The sequence below is a fragment of the Pseudomonas frederiksbergensis genome (assembly GCF_003732275.1).
Lineage (GTDB): Bacteria > Pseudomonadota > Gammaproteobacteria > Pseudomonadales > Pseudomonadaceae > Aquipseudomonas > Aquipseudomonas frederiksbergensis_H.
Map to the genome: position 1 here is coordinate 35972 of NZ_MOBM01000008.1, position 18368 is coordinate 54339.

At 58.7% G+C, this 18368-nt stretch carries 17 protein-coding genes and 1 tRNA gene; 13 read left to right on the forward strand and 5 right to left on the reverse strand.

Features of this window, described 5'->3' with window-relative positions; genetic code table 11:
• Position 1 precedes the first annotated feature (1 nt).
• A complete protein-coding gene (fkpB, locus tag BK662_RS06230; protein WP_185047085.1) occupies positions 2-439 on the forward strand; it encodes an FKBP-type peptidyl-prolyl cis-trans isomerase in 438 nt (145 codons plus the stop codon).
• A 192-nt stretch (positions 440-631) separates the two neighbouring features.
• On the forward strand, positions 632-1579 hold the full coding sequence (ispH, locus tag BK662_RS06240) for a 4-hydroxy-3-methylbut-2-enyl diphosphate reductase (protein WP_008008700.1): 948 nt from the start codon (positions 632-634) through the stop codon (positions 1577-1579).
• Here ispH and BK662_RS06245 read toward each other — a convergent pair.
• On the reverse strand, positions 1548-2105 hold the full coding sequence (locus BK662_RS06245) for a GspH/FimT family pseudopilin (RefSeq protein ID WP_123357352.1): 558 nt from the start codon (positions 2103-2105) through the stop codon (positions 1548-1550). The two genes, ispH and BK662_RS06245, sit on opposite strands and share 32 nt — an antisense overlap.
• Positions 2106-2236: 131 nt before the next feature.
• Between BK662_RS06245 and BK662_RS06250 the strand changes: the two genes are divergently transcribed.
• Genes BK662_RS06250 through thiO form a run of 7 tightly spaced genes read left to right on the forward strand, consistent with a single transcriptional unit; the run spans position 2237 to position 8999 of the window.
• Positions 2237-2710 (forward strand): GspH/FimT family pseudopilin, encoded by a 474-nt coding sequence (locus tag BK662_RS06250; RefSeq protein WP_123357353.1) that lies wholly within the window; start codon positions 2237-2239, stop codon positions 2708-2710.
• The gene (gene pilV, locus BK662_RS06255) at positions 2707-3153 is read left to right on the forward strand and encodes a type IV pilus modification protein PilV (protein ID WP_123357354.1); all 447 of its coding nucleotides are present in this window, start codon (positions 2707-2709) and stop codon (positions 3151-3153) included. The genes BK662_RS06250 and pilV overlap by 4 nt, the downstream gene beginning before the upstream one ends.
• A complete protein-coding gene (locus tag BK662_RS06260; RefSeq protein ID WP_123357355.1) occupies positions 3150-3857 on the forward strand; it encodes a PilW family protein in 708 nt (235 codons plus the stop codon). The genes pilV and BK662_RS06260 overlap by 4 nt, the downstream gene beginning before the upstream one ends.
• An 11-nt stretch (positions 3858-3868) precedes the next feature.
• Positions 3869-4330, forward strand: a complete 462-nt coding sequence (locus tag BK662_RS06265) for a pilus assembly PilX family protein (RefSeq protein ID WP_123357356.1) — start codon at positions 3869-3871, stop codon at positions 4328-4330.
• A complete protein-coding gene (locus tag BK662_RS06270; RefSeq protein ID WP_123357357.1) occupies positions 4320-7427 on the forward strand; it encodes a pilus assembly protein in 3108 nt (1035 codons plus the stop codon). Before BK662_RS06265 ends, BK662_RS06270 begins: the two co-directional genes overlap by 11 nt.
• A gap of 13 nt (positions 7428-7440) precedes the next feature.
• Positions 7441-7842 (forward strand): type IV pilin protein, encoded by a 402-nt coding sequence (locus BK662_RS06275; protein ID WP_123357358.1) that lies wholly within the window; start codon positions 7441-7443, stop codon positions 7840-7842.
• A gap of 56 nt (positions 7843-7898) precedes the next feature.
• Positions 7899-8999: a glycine oxidase ThiO gene (gene thiO, locus BK662_RS06280; protein WP_123357359.1), complete on the forward strand. Its 1101-nt coding sequence runs from the start codon at positions 7899-7901 to the stop codon at positions 8997-8999.
• An 89-nt stretch (positions 9000-9088) separates the two neighbouring features.
• Here the strand turns inward: thiO and BK662_RS06285 are convergent, their stop codons facing one another.
• The 4 genes from BK662_RS06285 to BK662_RS06300 all read right to left on the reverse strand — a co-directional run bounded on the left by BK662_RS06285 (position 9089) and on the right by BK662_RS06300 (position 13403).
• Positions 9089-10429, reverse strand: coding sequence for a sigma-54-dependent transcriptional regulator (locus BK662_RS06285; protein ID WP_123357360.1), 1341 nt, complete (start codon positions 10427-10429; stop codon positions 9089-9091).
• 2 nt (positions 10430-10431) lie between these two features.
• Entirely contained in the window at positions 10432-12021 is a 1590-nt protein-coding gene (locus BK662_RS06290) for a sensor histidine kinase (RefSeq protein ID WP_123357361.1), read from the reverse strand.
• Positions 12011-12244 carry a PP0621 family protein gene (locus tag BK662_RS06295; RefSeq protein WP_123357362.1) on the reverse strand — a complete coding sequence of 78 codons (234 nt, stop codon included), beginning with the start codon at positions 12242-12244 and terminating at the stop codon, positions 12011-12013. The genes BK662_RS06290 and BK662_RS06295 overlap by 11 nt, the downstream gene beginning before the upstream one ends.
• Positions 12245-12380: 136 nt before the next feature.
• Positions 12381-13403 (reverse strand): outer membrane protein assembly factor BamD, encoded by a 1023-nt coding sequence (locus BK662_RS06300; protein WP_123357363.1) that lies wholly within the window; start codon positions 13401-13403, stop codon positions 12381-12383.
• A 151-nt stretch (positions 13404-13554) separates the two neighbouring features.
• On the opposite strand from BK662_RS06300, the gene rluD reads away from it, so the two are divergent.
• From rluD to BK662_RS06320, 4 genes are all read left to right on the forward strand, one after another.
• Positions 13555-14517: a 23S rRNA pseudouridine(1911/1915/1917) synthase RluD gene (gene rluD, locus BK662_RS06305; protein ID WP_007901932.1), complete on the forward strand. Its 963-nt coding sequence runs from the start codon at positions 13555-13557 to the stop codon at positions 14515-14517.
• Positions 14514-15239, forward strand: a complete 726-nt coding sequence (gene pgeF / locus BK662_RS06310) for a peptidoglycan editing factor PgeF (RefSeq protein ID WP_123357364.1) — start codon at positions 14514-14516, stop codon at positions 15237-15239. The genes rluD and pgeF overlap by 4 nt, the downstream gene beginning before the upstream one ends.
• 129 nt (positions 15240-15368) lie before the next feature.
• Entirely contained in the window at positions 15369-17933 is a 2565-nt protein-coding gene (gene clpB, locus BK662_RS06315) for an ATP-dependent chaperone ClpB (protein WP_123357365.1), read from the forward strand.
• A gap of 299 nt (positions 17934-18232) precedes the next feature.
• Positions 18233-18308: transfer RNA gene (locus tag BK662_RS06320), tRNA-Asn, on the forward strand.
• Positions 18309-18368: the final 60 nt, after the last annotated feature.

Sequence of the window (18368 nt, forward strand, 5' to 3'; positions counted from 1 at the left end):
ATTGGCTGAGCAACGCATCGGCCAGAGCACGGAAGTCACCTTGCACTTTGCATTGCGCCTGGAGAACGGCGACACCGTCGACAGCACCTTCGACAAAGCCCCGGCGACCTTCAAGGTTGGCGACGGCAACCTGTTGCCAGGTTTCGAAGCAGCGCTGTTCGGCTTCAAGGCCGGCGACAAGCGCACCCTGACCATCGAGCCGGAAAACGCCTTTGGTCAGCCCAACCCGCAAAACGTGCAGATCATCCCGCGCTCGCAGTTCAAGGATATGGAACTGTCGCCTGGCTTGCTGGTGATCTTCAATGATGCGGCCAATACTGAGCTGCCCGGTGTGGTGAAAGAATTCGATGACGCCCAGGTGACCATCGACTTCAACCACCCGCTGGCCGGTAAAACCTTGACCTTTGACGTCGAGATCATCAACGTCAAAGCGCTGTAACTGACCGGACTCGGTCCAATGTGGGAGCGGGCTTGCTCGCGAAAGCGTCATCACATGTAACATCAATGTCGACTGACACACCGCTTTCGCGAGCAAGCCCGCTCCCACATTAAGATTTTCACTGTTTTCGAGCCCGGTGTTCGAATGACAGGTGGCATTACTATTTCTTGCGCGCAAGACACGAGGCACAGCATGCAAATCAAACTCGCCAACCCCCGTGGCTTCTGCGCCGGTGTGGACCGGGCGATCGAAATCGTCAACCGCGCCCTGGAAGTCTTCGGGCCGCCGATCTACGTGCGCCACGAAGTGGTCCACAACAAATTCGTCGTCGAAGACCTGCGCGCCCGTGGGGCGATTTTCGTCGAAGAGCTCGATCAGGTGCCGGATGACGTGATCGTGATCTTCAGTGCCCATGGCGTTTCCCAGGCCGTGCGTACCGAAGCCGCAGGCCGAGGCCTGAAGGTGTTCGACGCGACCTGCCCGCTGGTGACCAAGGTACACATCGAAGTTGCGCGTTACAGCCGCGACGGCCGTGAATGCATCCTCATCGGCCACGCCGGTCACCCGGAAGTTGAAGGCACCATGGGCCAGTACGATGGCAGCAATGGTGGCGCGATCTATCTGGTCGAGGACGAGAAAGACGTCGCCGCGTTGCAGGTGAACAACCCTGAAAGACTGGCCTTCGTCACCCAGACCACCCTGTCCATGGACGATACCAGTCGCGTGATCGACGCCCTGCGTACTCGGTTCCCGGCCATCGGCGGTCCACGCAAGGACGACATCTGCTACGCCACGCAAAACCGTCAGGACGCCGTCAAGCAGCTGGCAGACGAATGCGACGTGGTGCTGGTGGTCGGCAGCCCGAACAGCTCCAACTCCAATCGCCTGCGTGAACTGGCCGAACGCATGGCCACCCCGGCCTATCTGATCGATGGCGCCGAAGACCTGCAAAAAAGCTGGTTCGACGGTGTCGAGCGTATTGGCATCACTGCCGGTGCCTCCGCTCCGGAAGTATTGGTGCGTGGTGTGATCCAGCAATTGCAGGCCTGGGGCGCCACTGGGGCCGATGAACTGGCCGGCCGCGAGGAGAACATCACCTTCTCCATGCCTAAAGAGCTGCGCGTGCGTTCACTGCTTTAACGCTTTTAGCCTTTCGACACAGCGCCTGCTCAGCCTTTTCGCTGCTCAGGCGCACTCGGCCACTTCGTGCCAGTACAACCTGGAGGTGGCTGACTGGCTCACGAGCCGCGCAAATGTGCAGTCTCCCTGCCTGAAATGTCCCCTCAGACAGCAGCGGTTCCCCCAGATTGCTGAACCGCACAAAACTTCTGACCCACCAATTACCGACAATCGGCGTCCGAGCATCACTCGCACTCTCCACCAGCAGCGGATTGCTGCTGTCCTCCGGCCCTTTGCCGCTGATGTCCAGAATGATCCGCCAGCCCTGACTCCAGTCGCCGTTGATGCCATGAATGACTACGCTCTGGTTGCGGGTGATGGCCAGGGTTCTGGCGTGCCGGATTCCGCTGATCAGCGACTCGGCTGCCTGTTGCCGATGGTTCGATTCGGTGAGCGTGGCAAACGCCGGACTGACCAGCGACAGAACAATTGCGCCAATCGCCAGTCCCATAAGCAGTTCGACCAGACTGAAACCCTGTTGCGGCATTGGCACCTCCCTCCCTGGAACGTGTGGGGCGGCGCAATCCATGCGCCTTTCGCGGCAAATCAACCGACGGGGGCCGGTCGAATGTTCTAGCGTGTACAAGCAGGTATAGCCGACGGCAACGGAGGGCACTGATGGATCATCGTACAAAAGGTTTCACACTGATCGAGCTGCTGATCACGCTCGCCGTGTTTTTGATCCTGATCAGCCTGGCTGTTCCGGCGTTTACGCGCTCGGTGCAAAGCACCAAGGCCGATACCGAGATCGGTGACCTGCAACGCGCGCTCAATTACGCGCGGCTCGAGGCGATCGACCGGGGCATCACTACCCGGGTTCGCCCGACAGCAAGCGGGAGTGTCTGGACCGGCGATTTGACCGTTTATGACGGTACCGGCAATCCGGCCAATGTATTGCGGGTTGTTCCAGCGATGAGCAGTGGTGCAACTCTGACGCTAACCTCTGGAGTGACTGCGATTGATTTCAACAATCTGGGCGGTTTGTCGGCGCCGTCCACGGCCGTCGTGATCAGTTATGTACTGGGGGCACAGAGCAGGACGCTGAATGTGTGTTTGAACGGACGAATTCTATTGGGTGGAAGTTGCGGATGAGGGGTTGGAGCAAGCATGCACAGGAAGGCATGACGCTGATCGAGGTACTGGTCGCGTTGTTGGTTCTGGCCGTGGGGTTATTGGGCGCGGCGGCGATTCAGCTCAATGCGCTGAAGTACACCGATAGCTCGCGGATGACCAGCCAGGCGAGTTTTATCGCCTACGACATGATGGACCGCATTCGTGCCAACTCCGACGACGATTACACCGTCACGCCCCCGACCTCGGGCAACCTGAGCGTGGCCCGGGATCAGGACCTTTACGACTTCACCACCAATATCGTCAATTTCGGCGGCGCCACGGCTACCGGCAGCATCGTCCGGAACCAGCGGGTGTACACCATCACCATTACCTGGGATGACTCGCGGGCCGCCAATACCGCCGACTCGCGCCGCAGTTTTGTCCTCACCAGTCGCGCTACCGTTGATCCGGCGACACCATGACCAGAACCAGCAGAGGTTTCGGCCTGATCGAGTTGCTGATCGCCCTGGCGTTGAGTCTGGTGGTGATTCTGGGTGTGGCGCAGATTTTTATCGCGGCTAAAAACACTTATGTCAGCCAGAACACTGCCGCCGGAATGCAGGAGGATGCACGGTTCGTCTTGAGCAAGATGATTCAGGAAGTTCGTATGGTCGGCATGTTCGGCTGCCTGGGGACGATCAAGGATGCAATTTCGGGCAGTGTCTTCCTTGACGGCGAATCAGCGATCAGTTGGGACAACGCCAACCAGAAATTGACCCTGGTGACGGCGGATGTCGGCGGCAGTGGTGGGACGCCGACCTGGACGGTGGAATGTGGCTCCAGCGTCACCGGCCCTGGCACCGCTTACAGGGGGGATCGGCCCACTGCCGCGGGGCAGATAGCATTTCCGATCCGACGGCTGGTTTACAGCTTTAGCAACAATCAACTGCTAATGGGTGTCGGCACTGGTACGCCGGTGCAGCAGGTGTTGGTGAACAATGTCAGTGCCTTCGATGTGAGCTTCGGTGTCGTCGGTTCGGCTGCAAACTTAAGTTACAGCAGCAACCCGCCCGATATGAAGTCGATTCGTAGTGTGCGCCTGACATTAACCCTCACGGACCCGAACAAACGGGTGCGCAATCAAACTTATAACGTGGTTGTCGCTCTGCGCAATCGGTTGCCATGAAGGGAGGGCCGATGAAGATTTCTCATGCTCAGCGTGGAATGGCGCTGTTGGTCAGCCTGGTATTTCTCCTGGTGCTGACGTTGATCGGCCTTTCGTCGATGCAGAGCGCTACGTTGCAGGAAAAAATGGCCGGTAGCGTGACCCTGCGCAACCAGTCGTTCCAGGGCGCGGAAGCGGCATTGCGCGTCGGCGAAAGCGCGGTGAAACGGGGCACCTATTCATCATTGCCGGTTTGCAGCGGCCAGTGCGCGCCGCCGGCCGAGGCGTTGGTCATCACCGTCGCGGGTTTCAATTCCACCTCGGGGGTGACCTGGTTCGCTTCCGGCAACGGCTTTTACGGGGTGCAGAACATCAGCGCCGTGAACGTGTCGAGCGACGTCTCGAGCGACGTTTCGGCAACGTTGTACCGGGTGACCGCCGTGGGCATCGCGGGTAACTCGCGCAGTGTGGTGGAGAGTATTTATGCGAAGTGAGTGGCGTGGCGGGTTGTGTCGGTTGTTTTGCGGCACGGTGTTGGGGCTTTACCTGTCGGCACCGGCCTATGCGTTCACGCCCTCGGATTCGCCGCTGTTGAACGCCGCCGCCGTGTCACCCAATGTGATGCTGTTACTCGATGACTCGAAGGGTATGAACAGTATTATCTGGGCAGCAGGTTTTGACCCGACAGTCGCACGTACCCCGGTGGCTATTTGTCTCTCGAATGGTTCGTGCCTGAAAGGCCGCGACCTTGACATGACTGATACCAATATTGCGTTGTCGAGTTTGAATCACGGAACATGCGACAAGAACGGATGGTACGGTTTCTATAAGAACAGCGTTTCCGGTCTGGATTCGCTTTGTCTGAAGCTTCCTGATCCGGTGGGGAGAGAGGACACCCTATATACGGCGAATTACCTGTCCTATCTGATAAGCCTGGCGAACAATGCTGACCGGGATTTCACTGATGGTTCGATCCCCAATGATTACCGGATGAATGTGGCGCGCAACGTCTCCAAGACGTTAGTGACCAGCAACCGCTCGCTGCGCATCGGTCTGTCGACGTTCAACCTGGCGGTCGGCAACCATAAGAATGACGGCGGTTATATCGTTCGTTCGGTCAGTGATTTGTCGGCTGTCAGCGGCACCGTGACCCAGGCTCAGGCCGATGCCAACTACAACGATTTGATCGCCGGAATCGACGAACTGAGCGCGCAGGCGGATACGCCGCTGGCTGAAGCCTATTACGAGATCACCCGCTATTTCCGTGGGATGACGCCTTACAACAACTCGACGCCCACCACCTACACCAGCCCGATTCAGTATCGCTGCCAGAGAAATTACGGGGTGGTAATCACCGGTGGTCTGCCGACCTTCGATCACACCTTTCCGACTGACGATCCGCTGGGTGGCAGCCGGTTACCGAACTGGGACGGTATCAGTAACGATGGCGCCAACCCCGTCGGCGACAAAGAGGGTGACACCTTTTATCTGGATGACATCGCCAAGTTCGCCGTCGATATTGACATGCGATCCACGGGTACCGACATCACAGGAAAAGGCTGGAACGCCCTGGATTTTCCCAAGCAGAACCTCAATACCTATACCGTGGGTTTCACCACGGCAAACCAGATGTTGTCGGATGCCGCCAGCTATGGACAGGGTAAGTACTACCAGGCGACCGACGGTGCGGGGCTCAACAGCGCATTGTCTTCAGCCTTGAGCGACATCACCGCCAAGGCCGGCTCGGGTGGTAGCGGCGTGACCAGCGGCACGACCCTGACCAGCAATTCGAGCTACTTCCAGACCACCTACGATACTAAGGACTGGCGCGGCACCATCAAATCCTTTGGCTTCACATCGACGGGGGTGGTTAACACAGCCACGGTGCTGTGGACGACCGATACCACCATCGTACCCGGTGCCACGGCGCCGACCTACCAGTCCTGGAATACTGAGACCAACGCCGCCGTCACTCTGGCCTATGGCAATTTTTCCCCGGCCCAGCAGATATCCCTCAACCAGAGCTTGCCCACCGGTATCACCGGCAGCGATCTGGTGGAGTGGAGCAAAGGCATCAATAGAACCGGTTTGAAAACACGCAGTGTGTTGCTCGGCGATATCATCAATTCACCTCTCGTGCTGGCCGGTCCCACGGACAAAACCGCGTCCGATCTGGTGGGGGATACTACCTACAGCACTTACCTCGCCACCAAAGCCGCCAACATGAATTCCAGTCTGGTGGTGAACGCCAATGACGGTTTCGTAAATGTCATCAACTCGGCCAACGGTGTCAGGCGTTATGCCTACATGCCCTCCAGCGTGCTGCCATTGTTGAGAAACATCGCTGACCCCACTTACATCAACGGTGTAAGCCACAAGTTTTTGGTCGACGGCCAGGTCGGTGTGTTCGATGCGCAACTCGATAGCGCCTGGAAAACCGTGGCGATTGGCGGAACAGGGGCGGGCGGCAAAACGTTTTATGCGCTGCAATTGTTCGACGCCTCGGCCGGTAACGTGACCAAGGCGTTGTGGGAAATCAGTGCGCCGGCCACGGCCAGTGCGGCGAACGATTTCAATGATCTGGGTTATGCCTATGCGCGCCCGGAAGTGGCACGCTTGCCCGGTGCCGATGGTCGCTGGGCCGCGTTCATCTCCAACGGCTATGGCAGCAACTCCGGGGTGGCAGCGCTGTATGTGGTGGATATACGAGACGGCTCGTTGATCAAGAAAATCGTGGTCGACAGTACGGAAACCAACAACGGCCTGTCATCGGTGAAGCTCAGGGTCAACTCGCAGAACGTGGTGCAGGCCGCCTATGGGGGCGACTTGAAAGGGCGGTTGTGGAAGTTCGATTTGAGTGGCGCCACCCCATCCACCTGGGGTGTAGCGTTTTCCGGCAAGCCGTTGTTCACTACGGCGGGCGGCGCAACCCAGCCGATCACCGTTCAACCATTGCTCGCCGATCATGCATCGGGCGGCAAGGAAGTGTTTTTCGGTACCGGCAAATTCAATGAGGCCGCCGACAAGACCAACAAGGATCTGCAGGCGTTCTATGCGGTATGGGATGCGGAGGGGGGAGCGGGGCAAATCACCGCTTCCAGCTTACAGGCGCAGGCGGTGACCGGCGTGTTTTCCGGCAGCACCGGGCAATTCATCACCACCAGCCAGAACGAAGTGACCTACCCGGCAAAGAAAGGCTGGTACTTGCCGCTGGTGTACAACAATGTGCTGACGGGAGAGCGGGTGATCAATCAGGCCAGTCTGGTGTCGGGGCGAATTGTATTTACCACAGCCAGTATGGATACCACGGATCCCTGTGCCAGCTTCGGCACTGGCAAACTGATCGAACTTGCTGCGTTCAGCGGTAAGATGCTCAATTACGCGGTACTCGACACCAATGCTGACGGGAAGGTCGACAGCACTGACACGATTTCCAGCGGGGTGATCTTCACCGGTGGTATTCCGACCCTGAACGCGATCGTCAACGACGCAACCCGCAAGATTGTGAATGACTCCGGTGGTGGCGTGACCACTCTGGTGGAAAAAGACGGTAGCGACAGGGGCCGCATCATGTGGCGACAAATACAGTAAGTGAGAGTGATGCATGCGCAGATCCAACCAAGGTTTTACCCTCATCGAAATCATGATCGTGATAGCGATCATCGGGATCGTCATCACTATTGGCTATCCGAGCCTCACCGAGTATGTAAAAAAGGGCCGCCGTACTGAAGTGGCCGGGCTGCTTTCCGAACAGGCACAGATCCTTGAGCGCTTTTATTCGAAGAATAATGTCTACACCAATGCCACCGGTCTGAGCGCCGGCAATGATTTTTATACCATCACCCCGACCCTGACCGATCAGACCTTCCTGCTGACGGCAACACGCAAGGCCGGTTCGACCATGGCGAGCGACAAGTGTGGTGATTTCACGCTCACCAACACGGGCGTCAGAAGCATGGTCAATGCGACGGCCGGCCAGACCACCAAGAGTTGCTGGGGTCGCTGAGTTTATTTTTCGGGCGCCCTTTACGCCCTCTGTCTATTGAACGGTTGGATCAGAACATGAGCAGGCAACAGCAAGTAGTGATTGTCGGCGGCGGGGTGATTGGCCTGCTGACGGCGTTCAATCTCGCGTCCGAAGTACAGAGCGTCGTGCTGCTGGACCGCTCGAATGTAGGTCAGGAATCCTCCTGGGCCGGTGGCGGGATCGTCTCGCCCCTCTACCCGTGGCGCTACAGCCCGGCAGTTACTGCGCTGGCTCATTGGTCACAGGATTTTTATCCACAGCTGGCGGAACGTTTGTTCGCCACCACTGGTATCGATCCTGAAGTGCATACCACCGGGTTGTACTGGCTGGACCTGGATGACGAAGCCGAAGCGCTCGCCTGGGCCAAACGGGAAAATCGTCCGCTGCGGGCTGTGGATATCTCTGCGGCACACGATGCGGTGCCGGTATTGGGCGCCGGTTTTTCGCGGGCGATCTACATGTCCGATGTGGCCAATGTGCGTAATCCACGGCTGGTGAAGTCCCTCAAGGCGGCTTTGTCGGCACTGCCGAACGTGACAATTCATGAGCAGTGCGAGGTCAGCGGGTTTATCCGTGAAGGCGCTGCGGTGGTCGGGGTACAGACTTCGATGGGGGCCATTGCGGGTGATCAGGTGGTTTTGACGGCCGGGGCCTGGAGCGGTGATTTGCTGAAAAGCCTGGGCCTGGAACTGCCGGTCGAGCCGGTCAAAGGCCAGATGATTCTCTACAAGTGCGCGGCGGACTTCCTTCCAAGCATGGTCCTGGCCAAGGGGCGTTATGCCATTCCTCGGCGTGACGGGCACATTCTGATCGGCAGTACGCTGGAACATGAAGGCTTCGACAAGACGCCGACTGACACCGCGCTGGAAAGCCTGAAGGCTTCGGCGGTGGAGTTGATTCCGGCACTGGCGGATGCCGAGGTGGTGGGGCATTGGGCCGGGTTGCGGCCGGGGTCACCGGAGGGCATTCCCTACATCGGTCGGGTGCCTGGGTTTGACGGGCTCTGGCTCAACTGCGGGCATTACCGCAATGGGTTGGTGTTGGCGCCTGCGTCGTGTCAATTGTTTGCGGATGTGATACTGGGGCGGGCGCCGATTATCGACCCTGCGCCGTATGCGCCAGTCGGACGAATCTGACAGAAGATCAAAAGATCGCAGCCTTTCGGCAGCTCCTACATTGAATTGTGTTTCACCGCACTGTAGAAGCGCTGCGATCTTCTAACAGTTCAATCCAGTCCCAATTTCTTGAGCCTGTAACGCATCGACCGAAACGACAGATTCAACCGCTGAGCCGCCGCCGTGCGATTCCAGCGGGTTTCTTCCAGGGCCTGGAGGATGAGTTTGCGTTCGACGTTTTCCAGATAGGCTTCCAGGTTGTCGATCTGCGTCAGGTCCGGCACACCGCCGTCCGGGTTGCAGTTGCCTTCAGCCAGGCGCAGGTCGCAGGCTTCGATCTGTTTGTTCTCGCACAAGGTATGGGCTCGCTCGAGCATATTCTCCAATTCCCGCACGTTCCCTGGAAACCGATAATTTTTCAGTGCATCGAGGGCTTGCGGGTGGAGTTTTGCAGCGGGCTGGCCAGTGCCAGTCGCCAGTCGCTTGAGCATATTGTTGGCCAGAAGCTCAATGTCGTCGCGGCGTTCGCGCAAGGGCGGCACCCGCAACTCGATCACATTGAGGCGGTAGTACAAATCCTGGCGAAAGCGTTCGGCGGCGACTTCGGCGTTGAGGTCCTTGTGCGTGGCGCAGAGAATGCGCACATCAACCACGATTTCCTGCTGACCGCCAATGCTGCGAACAGCTTTCTCCTGAATCGCCCGTAGCAGTTTGACCTGCATCGCCAGCGGCAGGTCTGCGACTTCATCAAGGAACAAAGTACCGCCCTGAGCGGCCTGGAACAGCCCGGGTTTGTCTTCGATCGCGCCGCTGAAACTGCCTTTGCGATGGCCGAAAAATTCGCTTTCCATCAATTCCGACGGAATAGCCCCACAGTTCACCGGCACGAACGGTCGGCTGGCGCGTGGACCTTGGTCGTGGATCAGTCGGGCGACCAGTTCCTTGCCGCTGCCGGACTCGCCGCTGATGTACACCGGGGCCTGGCTGCGGGCCAGTTTGTCGATTTGTTTGCGCAGGCTGCGCATTGGCAGTGAGTCGCCCAGTAGCCGACGGTCGATGGCGCTGTTGGCGCCGCCTGGCGCAGGCAAGCTCAGCGCGCTGGTGACCAATTCGCGCAAGCGGCTCAGGTCGACCGGTTTGGTCAGGAAATCGAAGGCGCCAGCCTTGAGCGCGTTGATTGCCGTCTCCAGGCTGCCGTAGGCGGTGATCATCGCCACCGGCACTTGCGCATAGCGCTGCTGGATGTGCTGCACCAGCGCCAGACCGGTGCCGTCGGGCAGGCGCATGTCGGTCAGGCACAGGTCGAACGTCTCCCGTGCCAGCAGTGCTTGCGCTTCTGCGAGGTTGCGGGCGCTGAAGGTGTCGAGTTTCATCCGTCCCAGGGTAATTTCCAGGAGTTCGCGGATATCCGGTTCGTCGTCGACTATCAGGATTTTTTGCCGTGGGCTCATGTTCAACTTTGTTTCCGTCCGTGAGCAAAAGTGATGCGAAAGCAGCCGCCGCCTTGGCGTGGTTTGAAGTCTAGGCGGGCCTGATTGCTTTCGCACAGCTCACGGGACAGATAAAGCCCCAGGCCAGTACCCTGGCTGCTGGTGGTAAAGAATGGTTCGAACAAGTGCGAGCGCTGGTCCGGCGATACGCCGGGGCCATCGTCCAGGACTTCAAGGGTCGGCAACTGGCTGTCTGGGTCAATAAACAACTCGAGCCAGGCCTGCGCCCGATCATGGTTCAGGACGCTATGGCGCCAGGCATTGCGTAACAGATTGTCGAGAATCTGGGTCAGTTGATTCGGATCCATCAGGGTTTTGAAGTCTCCGGAACTGATGTGCAGGTGAATTTGCTGACGTTCGGTCGCCCCTTCGCGGGTTTCAGCGACGAAGTGCTCCAGCCACGGCCGCAGATCCAGCCGTTGCGGCACGGTTTGCTGGCGACGGGACAGTTGCAGGACGTTCTCGATTACCCGATTCATTCGCTGAGAGTGATCTTGAATAATCTGCGTCAGACGCCGATCCGCGCCGTTCAGTTCCTCGGATTCCTGCAGTAACTGCGCGGCATGACTAATGGCGCCCAGTGGATTGCGGATTTCATGGGCAATACCGGCAGTCAGGCGGCCCAAGGCTGCGAGTTTAAGTTGCTGTGCCTGTTGGGCGATTTGGGCGAGGTCTTCGAGAAAAACCAGCGTCTGGTGGTGCGGGCTCTGGTCCAGGGCAATGAAACTCGGTTGCAGCTCAAGACCATTGCTGGCGATTTTCAGGCTTTGCGGGCGCAAAGTCGGATTGTTGAACCACAGTTGGAGCCGCTCGACCAACGGCATCAAATGATCGTCGATCAACTGGCCGTCCAGGTTTTCCTGCCCCAGCAAGGTCAAGGCGCTGTGATTGGCCAGTTGCACGCGCCGTTGGTCGTCGAGCACCAGAATGCCCGTGCGCATGCGTTGCAGGATCAGTGCGTTGAGGGCTTCGAGGCCGAGCACTTCACTGGCCCGCTGCTCGGCCAGGGTTTCGCTGACTTCCAGTCTTCGGATCAAGCCTTGCACCAGCAATGCAGCGGCAAAACACAGGGCGCCGAGAGTGCCGATTTGCAGGTAATCGTTGGGGCTGGTGGGATGGCTGAAGCTCAGAAGGAAGCTCAAACCCACGATGCCGAGGGCGCCAACTGCCGCAATCAGCAGGCCGATGCGCCCGCGCAGCAGGGTATTGCTGATGACCACCGACACGATCAACAGGTTGCCGATGGCGCTGGGCATACCGCCAGCGGCATAGAACAGGCCGCATAGCAGCAGGACATCGACCAGCGCCAGGCTGAACAACTGCGCCGGGTGCCGGGTGTTCTCCAGAAAGACCACCAGCAGGATATTCAGCACCAGGTACAACCAGCTGCCATTGCGCAGCAAATCGTCATTGGCGAACTTCAGCAACTGGTTGTCCATGTTGCTGGAGATCAACAGCACCAAGGTGACGCCGATACTTAAACGGTAGAGGTGATAGAGGCGCAGCAATCGCTGGGCCTGTTTGTGACCGGGACTGGGCGTCTCAGCGATCACTGGAGCCCGGGCCTTGCTCAAGGTGAGCCTGGCTGCAATACCACTGTTGTTGAAGGCTCAGCGCGCGGTCGCGGGGCAGGTGTACGCCGCAATGAGCACAGCGGACCATGGGCGGAGCATCTTGCTCTCGTGGCGTGTTGGCACCCGCAGTCGGGCCCTTGAACTTGCGCCAGAACCATACCGCAGCGGCAATCAGGGCGATCCAGAACAATAAACGAAGCATGGTGAGCTGCTTTTTGAATAATGAATGGGCAGTTTAGCCAAGGACAGGTCAGGCGCACAGCGCAATACGCTCACCCCTGAAATCCGGCAATAAAAAAGGCGCCTCGAAAGGCGCCTTCTCGGCACAATCCCCAGCGTCAGTCGAACACGCCGAAGGTCATGTGGCTGAACCACGAGCGGTCGGCGTTGTTGGCTTCGGAATCGTGTTCCTCTTCTTCGATCACATCGCCATTTTCGTCTTTAGGCTTGAGATCGTTCGGAATCGCGTCCTTGGCGTCCTGGAACTGCTTTTGCACGTCCTGGTTGGCGCGGGTTTCGCCCGGCGGCAGCGGCGGACGGGATTCGATCAGGCCCAGGGTGGCCTTGCTCAGCCACGAACGGTTGTCGGCTTCGGCCACCGATGGCACGAACTGACCGTCCACCAGGCTTGGGTGGTTCGGGTAGTTGAGCTTCAGGGTTTGGAGACTGGTTGCGGCCAATTCGTCCAGGTGCAGACGCTGGTAGGCTTCAGTCATCACCGCCAGGCCATCACCGACCGACGGGGTTTCCTGGAAGTTTTCCACCACGTAACGACCACGGTTCGCGGCGGCGACATAGGCCTGACGGGTCAGGTAATAGTCGGCAACGTGAATCTCGTAGGAAGCCAACAGGTTGCGCAGGTAGATCATGCGCTGCTTGGCATCCGGCGAGTAGCGGCTGTTCGGGAAGCGACTGGTCAGCTGGGCGAACTCGTTGTAGGAGTCGCGAGCGGCGCCCGGGTCACGCTTGGTCATGTCCAGCGGCAGGAAGCGCGCCAGCAGGCCGACGTCCTGGTCGAAAGAGGTCAGCCCCTTGAGGTAGTAGGCGTAATCGACGTTAGGGTGCTGCGGGTGCAGACGAATGAAACGCTCGGCGGCGGACTTGGCAGCCTCAGGCTCGGTGTTCTTGTAGTTGGCGTAGATGAGCTCGAGTTGAGCCTGATCGGCGTAGCGACCGAACGGATAACGCGACTCCAGGGCCTTCAGCTTGGCTGTGGCACTGGTGTAGCTATTATTGTCCAAGTCGGTCTGCGCCTGCTGGTACAGCTCGACTTCGCTCAGGTTTTCGTCTACGACTTCCTTCGATGAGCAAGCAGCGGTCAATGCGAGGATGGCGATCAGCAGCAGGTGTTTCACTTGCATGGCGGCTTGCGTCCCTATGACGGCCGCTGTCTTGGGCGGGGCCGTCCTGTTATGATGAGCGCCCCGATGAAAAGCCTCGGGGCAAAAGACGCCGTATTTAACCACAAGCGCGCAGCCGAAACCAAAGGCTGTGCCGACGCCTAGTCTGAGCATGTCCGATAAAATTGAACTTCGCGCAGAGGTGCCGTCCGAATTGGGCGGCCAACGCCTCGATCAAGTCGCCGCACAATTATTCGCTGAGCACTCGCGCTCGCGCCTTTCCGCCTGGATCAAAGACGGCCGCCTGACTGTGGATGGGGCGGTTATCCGCCCGCGAGACATCGTTCACGGTGGCGCCATTCTTGAGCTGACTGCCGAGCAGGAAGCTCAGGGCGAATGGATCGCTCAAGACATCGAGCTGGACATCGTCTATGAAGACGACGACATCCTGGTGATCAACAAGCCTGCGGGCCTGGTGGTGCATCCGGCCGCCGGTCATGCCGATGGCACCTTGCTCAACGCCTTGCTGCATCACGTGCCGGACATCATCAATGTGCCCCGCGCCGGTATCGTGCATCGCCTGGACAAGGACACCACCGGTCTGATGGTGGTGGCCAAGACCATTCAGGCGCAGACACAGCTTGTCACGCAATTGCAGAGCCGCAGCGTAAGCCGGATCTACGAGTGCATCGTGATCGGTGTGGTGACGGCCGGGGGCAAGATCAATGCGCCAATCGGTCGCCATGGCCAGCAACGTCAGCGCATGGCTGTGATGGAAGGTGGCAAGCAAGCCGTCAGCCATTACCGCGTGCTCGAGCGTTTCCGCTCCCACACTCACGTGCGAGTGAAGCTGGAAACCGGTCGTACGCACCAGATTCGTGTGCATATGGCGCACATCAACTATCCGTTGGTCGGAGACCCTGCCTATGGCGGTCGCTTCCGTATTCCGCCGGCCGCCAGTGTGACCATGGTCGAATCCCTGAAGAATTTCCCGCGTCAGGCGCTGCATGCGCGTTTCCTGGAGCTGGATCATCCGACCACTGGTAAACGCATGAGCTGGGAATCGCCATTGCCGGACGACTTCGTCTGGTTGCTGTCGCTGCTCAAGCAAGACCGCGAGGCGTTCATCGGATGAGTGACTGGCTGATTCCCGACTGGCCTGCGCCTGCCGGGGTGAAAGCCTGCGTTACCACCCGTGCGGGCGGCGTCAGTCTGGCGCCGTTCGACAGCCTCAACCTGGGCGATCATGTCGACGACAGCCCCGAAGCTGTCGCCGAAAACCGCCGTCGCCTCACCGATCATTTCTCTATTCAACCGGCCTGGTTAAAGCAGGTTCACGGCATTGTCGTGGCCCATGCTGACCCAAGCATTACGGCCACCGCTGATGCCAGCTGGACGACAACACCCGGTATTGCTTGCTCGGCGATGACCGCCGACTGCCTGCCGGCGCTTTTCTGCGACCGCGCCGGCACCCGGGTTGCTGCCGCCCATGCCGGTTGGCGCGGATTGGCGGCGGGTGTGCTGGAAGCGACCCTCGACAGCCTGGCTGTACCGCCCGAAGACGTGCTGGTCTGGCTTGGCCCGGCCATTGGCCCTCAAGCCTTTGAAGTCGGCCCGGAAGTGCGCGAAACCTTCGTCCAGCAATTGCCTGAAGCCGCCAAAGCCTTTGTGCCGAGCCAGAATGCCGGCAAGTTCATGGCCGACATCTATGCGCTGGCGCGTTTGCGTCTGGCCGCTCGCGGTGTAACGGCTGTCTACGGTGGCGGGTTCTGCACCGTGACCGATCCACGTTTCTTTTCCTACCGCCGTAGTCCACGTACCGGCAGGTTTGCCTCTCTGATCTGGCTCGAACGCTAGACTTCTCTGATCTACATCAACTGTACGACGCTTGAATCTCCCAGAATCGACCACATCTAGTGAGGTATCTGGCAGGCTTCTTCATTCAGGATGTTTATAGGTCCGGCCTGCTCAAAAGGAAGGTGACCCATGCGTATAGACCGTTTAACCAGCAAGTTGCAGTTAGCCTTGTCCGACGCCCAATCCCTGGCCGTCGGCCTCGATCATCCGGCCATAGAGCCAGCGCATTTGATGCAGGCCATGCTTGAACAGCAGGGTGGTTCGATCAAGCCCCTGCTGATGCAGGTGGGTTTTGACGTCAACAGCTTGCGTAAAGAGCTGACCAAAGCCCTCGATCAGCTGCCGAAAATCCAGAATCCCACCGGCGATGTGAACATGTCGCAGGATCTGGCGCGCCTGCTCAACCAGGCTGACCGCCTGGCCCAGCAGAAGGGTGATCAATTCATCTCCAGCGAACTGGTGCTGCTCGCCGCCATGGACGAGAACAGCAAGCTCGGCAAATTGTTGCTGGGCCAGGGCGTGAGCAAAAAAGCCCTGGAAAATGCGATCAATAACCTGCGTGGCGGTGAGGCGGTCAATGATGCCAATCACGAAGAGTCACGCCAGGCACTGGACAAGTACACCATCGACCTGACCAAGCGCGCCGAAGAGGGCAAGCTCGATCCGGTAATCGGCCGTGACGACGAAATTCGTCGCACCATTCAGGTCCTGCAACGCCGCACCAAGAACAACCCGGTGCTGATCGGTGAGCCTGGCGTGGGTAAAACCGCCATCGCCGAAGGCCTGGCCCAGCGCATCATCAACGGCGAAGTACCGGATGGCCTGAGAGGCAAGCGTCTGTTGTCCCTGGACATGGGGGCGCTGATTGCCGGTGCCAAATACCGCGGCGAGTTCGAAGAACGCCTCAAATCCTTGCTTAACGAACTGTCGAAGCAGGAAGGGCAGATCATTTTGTTCATCGACGAACTGCACACCATGGTCGGCGCCGGTAAAGGCGAAGGCTCGATGGATGCGGGCAACATGCTCAAGCCTGCGTTGGCTCGTGGTGAACTGCACTGCGTCGGCGCGACCACGCTCAACGAGTACCGCCAATATATAGAGAAGGACGCGGCTCTCGAGCGGCGCTTCCAGAAAGTCCTGGTGGATGAGCCGAGCGAAGAAGACACCATCGCCATCCTGCGTGGCCTGAAAGAGCGTTACGAGGTTCACCACAAGGTGGCGATCACCGACGGCGCGATCATCGCCGCGGCCAAGCTCAGTCATCGCTACATCACCGACCGTCAGTTGCCGGACAAAGCCATCGACCTGATCGACGAAGCCGCCAGCCGCATCCGCATGGAGATCGACTCCAAGCCGGAAGTGCTGGACCGTCTGGAGCGTCGTCTGATTCAGCTGAAGGTGGAATCCCAGGCGCTGAAGAAAGAAAGCGACGATGCGGCGAAGAAACGTCTGGAAAAACTGCAGGAAGAAATCGTTCGTCACGAGCGTGAGTATTCGGACCTCGAAGAAATCTGGAATTCGGAAAAAGCCGAAGTCCAGGGTTCGGCACAGATCCAGCAGAGGATCGAACAGTCCCGTCAGGAACTGGAAGCTGCACGCCGTAAAGGCGACTTGAATCGCATGGCCGAGTTGCAATACGGGGTGATCCCGGACCTGGAGCGCAGCCTGCAAATGGTCGATCAGCACGGCAAAAGCGAAAACCAATTGCTGCGCAGCAAGGTGACTGAAGAAGAGATCGCCGAAGTCGTGTCGAAGTGGACCGGCATTCCTGTGTCGAAAATGCTCGAGGGCGAGCGCGAAAAACTGATGAAGATGGAAAGCCTGTTGCACCAACGTGTGATCGGTCAGGACGAAGCGGTGATCGCGGTCTCCAACGCGGTGCGGCGTTCTCGTGCCGGGTTGTCCGACCCGAATCGTCCGAGCGGCTCGTTCATGTTCCTCGGCCCGACCGGTGTCGGTAAAACCGAGCTGTGCAAGGCACTGGCCGAGTTCCTGTTCGATACCGAAGAGGCGATGGTGCGGATCGATATGTCCGAGTTCATGGAGAAACATTCCGTAGCTCGCTTGATCGGCGCGCCACCAGGCTATGTAGGGTATGAAGAGGGCGGTTACCTGACCGAGGCGGTGCGTCGCAAGCCTTATTCGGTGATCCTCCTGGACGAGGTCGAGAAGGCTCACCCGGACGTGTTCAACATCTTGCTGCAAGTGCTTGAAGATGGCCGTTTGACCGACAGCCATGGCCGCACGGTGGATTTCAAAAATACTGTGATTGTCATGACCTCCAACCTTGGCTCGGTGCAGATTCAGGAACTGGTAGGGGATCGCGAGGCGCAGCGCGCGGCGGTGATGGATGCGATTTCCACGCACTTCCGGCCGGAGTTCATCAACCGCGTCGACGAAGTGGTGATTTTCGAACCGCTGGCTCGGGATCAGATCGCCGGCATTACCGAGATCCAGTTGGGTCGCCTGCGTAGCCGCCTGACCGAGCGCGAGCTGAAGCTTGAGCTGAGTCCGGAAGCGATGGATAAGCTGATCGCTGTCGGTTACGACCCGGTGTACGGCGCACGACCGCTCAAACGGGCGATCCAGCGCTGGATCGAGAACCCGCTGGCACAGTTGATTCTGTCGGGTCGATTCATGCCCGGTGATACCGCCAAGGGTGTCGTGGAAAACGATGAAATCGTTTTCGTCTGACGCTCGGCGGCAGTGCAATAAAAGAAGGCCTCGCATTGCGAGGCCTTTTTTTCGCCAGGCTGTTGAACTCAAAGGAAAAGGCTTGTAAAGTGCGCCCCGCAGTAAGTCGCCCTGAAGGGTTTCTGCTCCCCAAGCAGGAATCTGAAATAAGTTGCAAATCATTAACTTGAAAGCAATTTAGGGGGTTGACAGAGGTGCTTAAGATTGTAGAATAGCGCGCCTCAGACACACGAACGCAGCGATGCGAACGGGTCGAAGAGGTTAAGCAAGCTTCACAGTTGTAAATTGAAATATGTAGTTCCGTGATAGCTCAGTCGGTAGAGCAAATGACTGTTAATCATTGGGTCCCAGGTTCGAGTCCTGGTCACGGAGCCAATTTCAAACCGGGGTATAGCGCAGTCCGGTAGCGCGCCTGCTTTGGGAGCAGGATGTCAG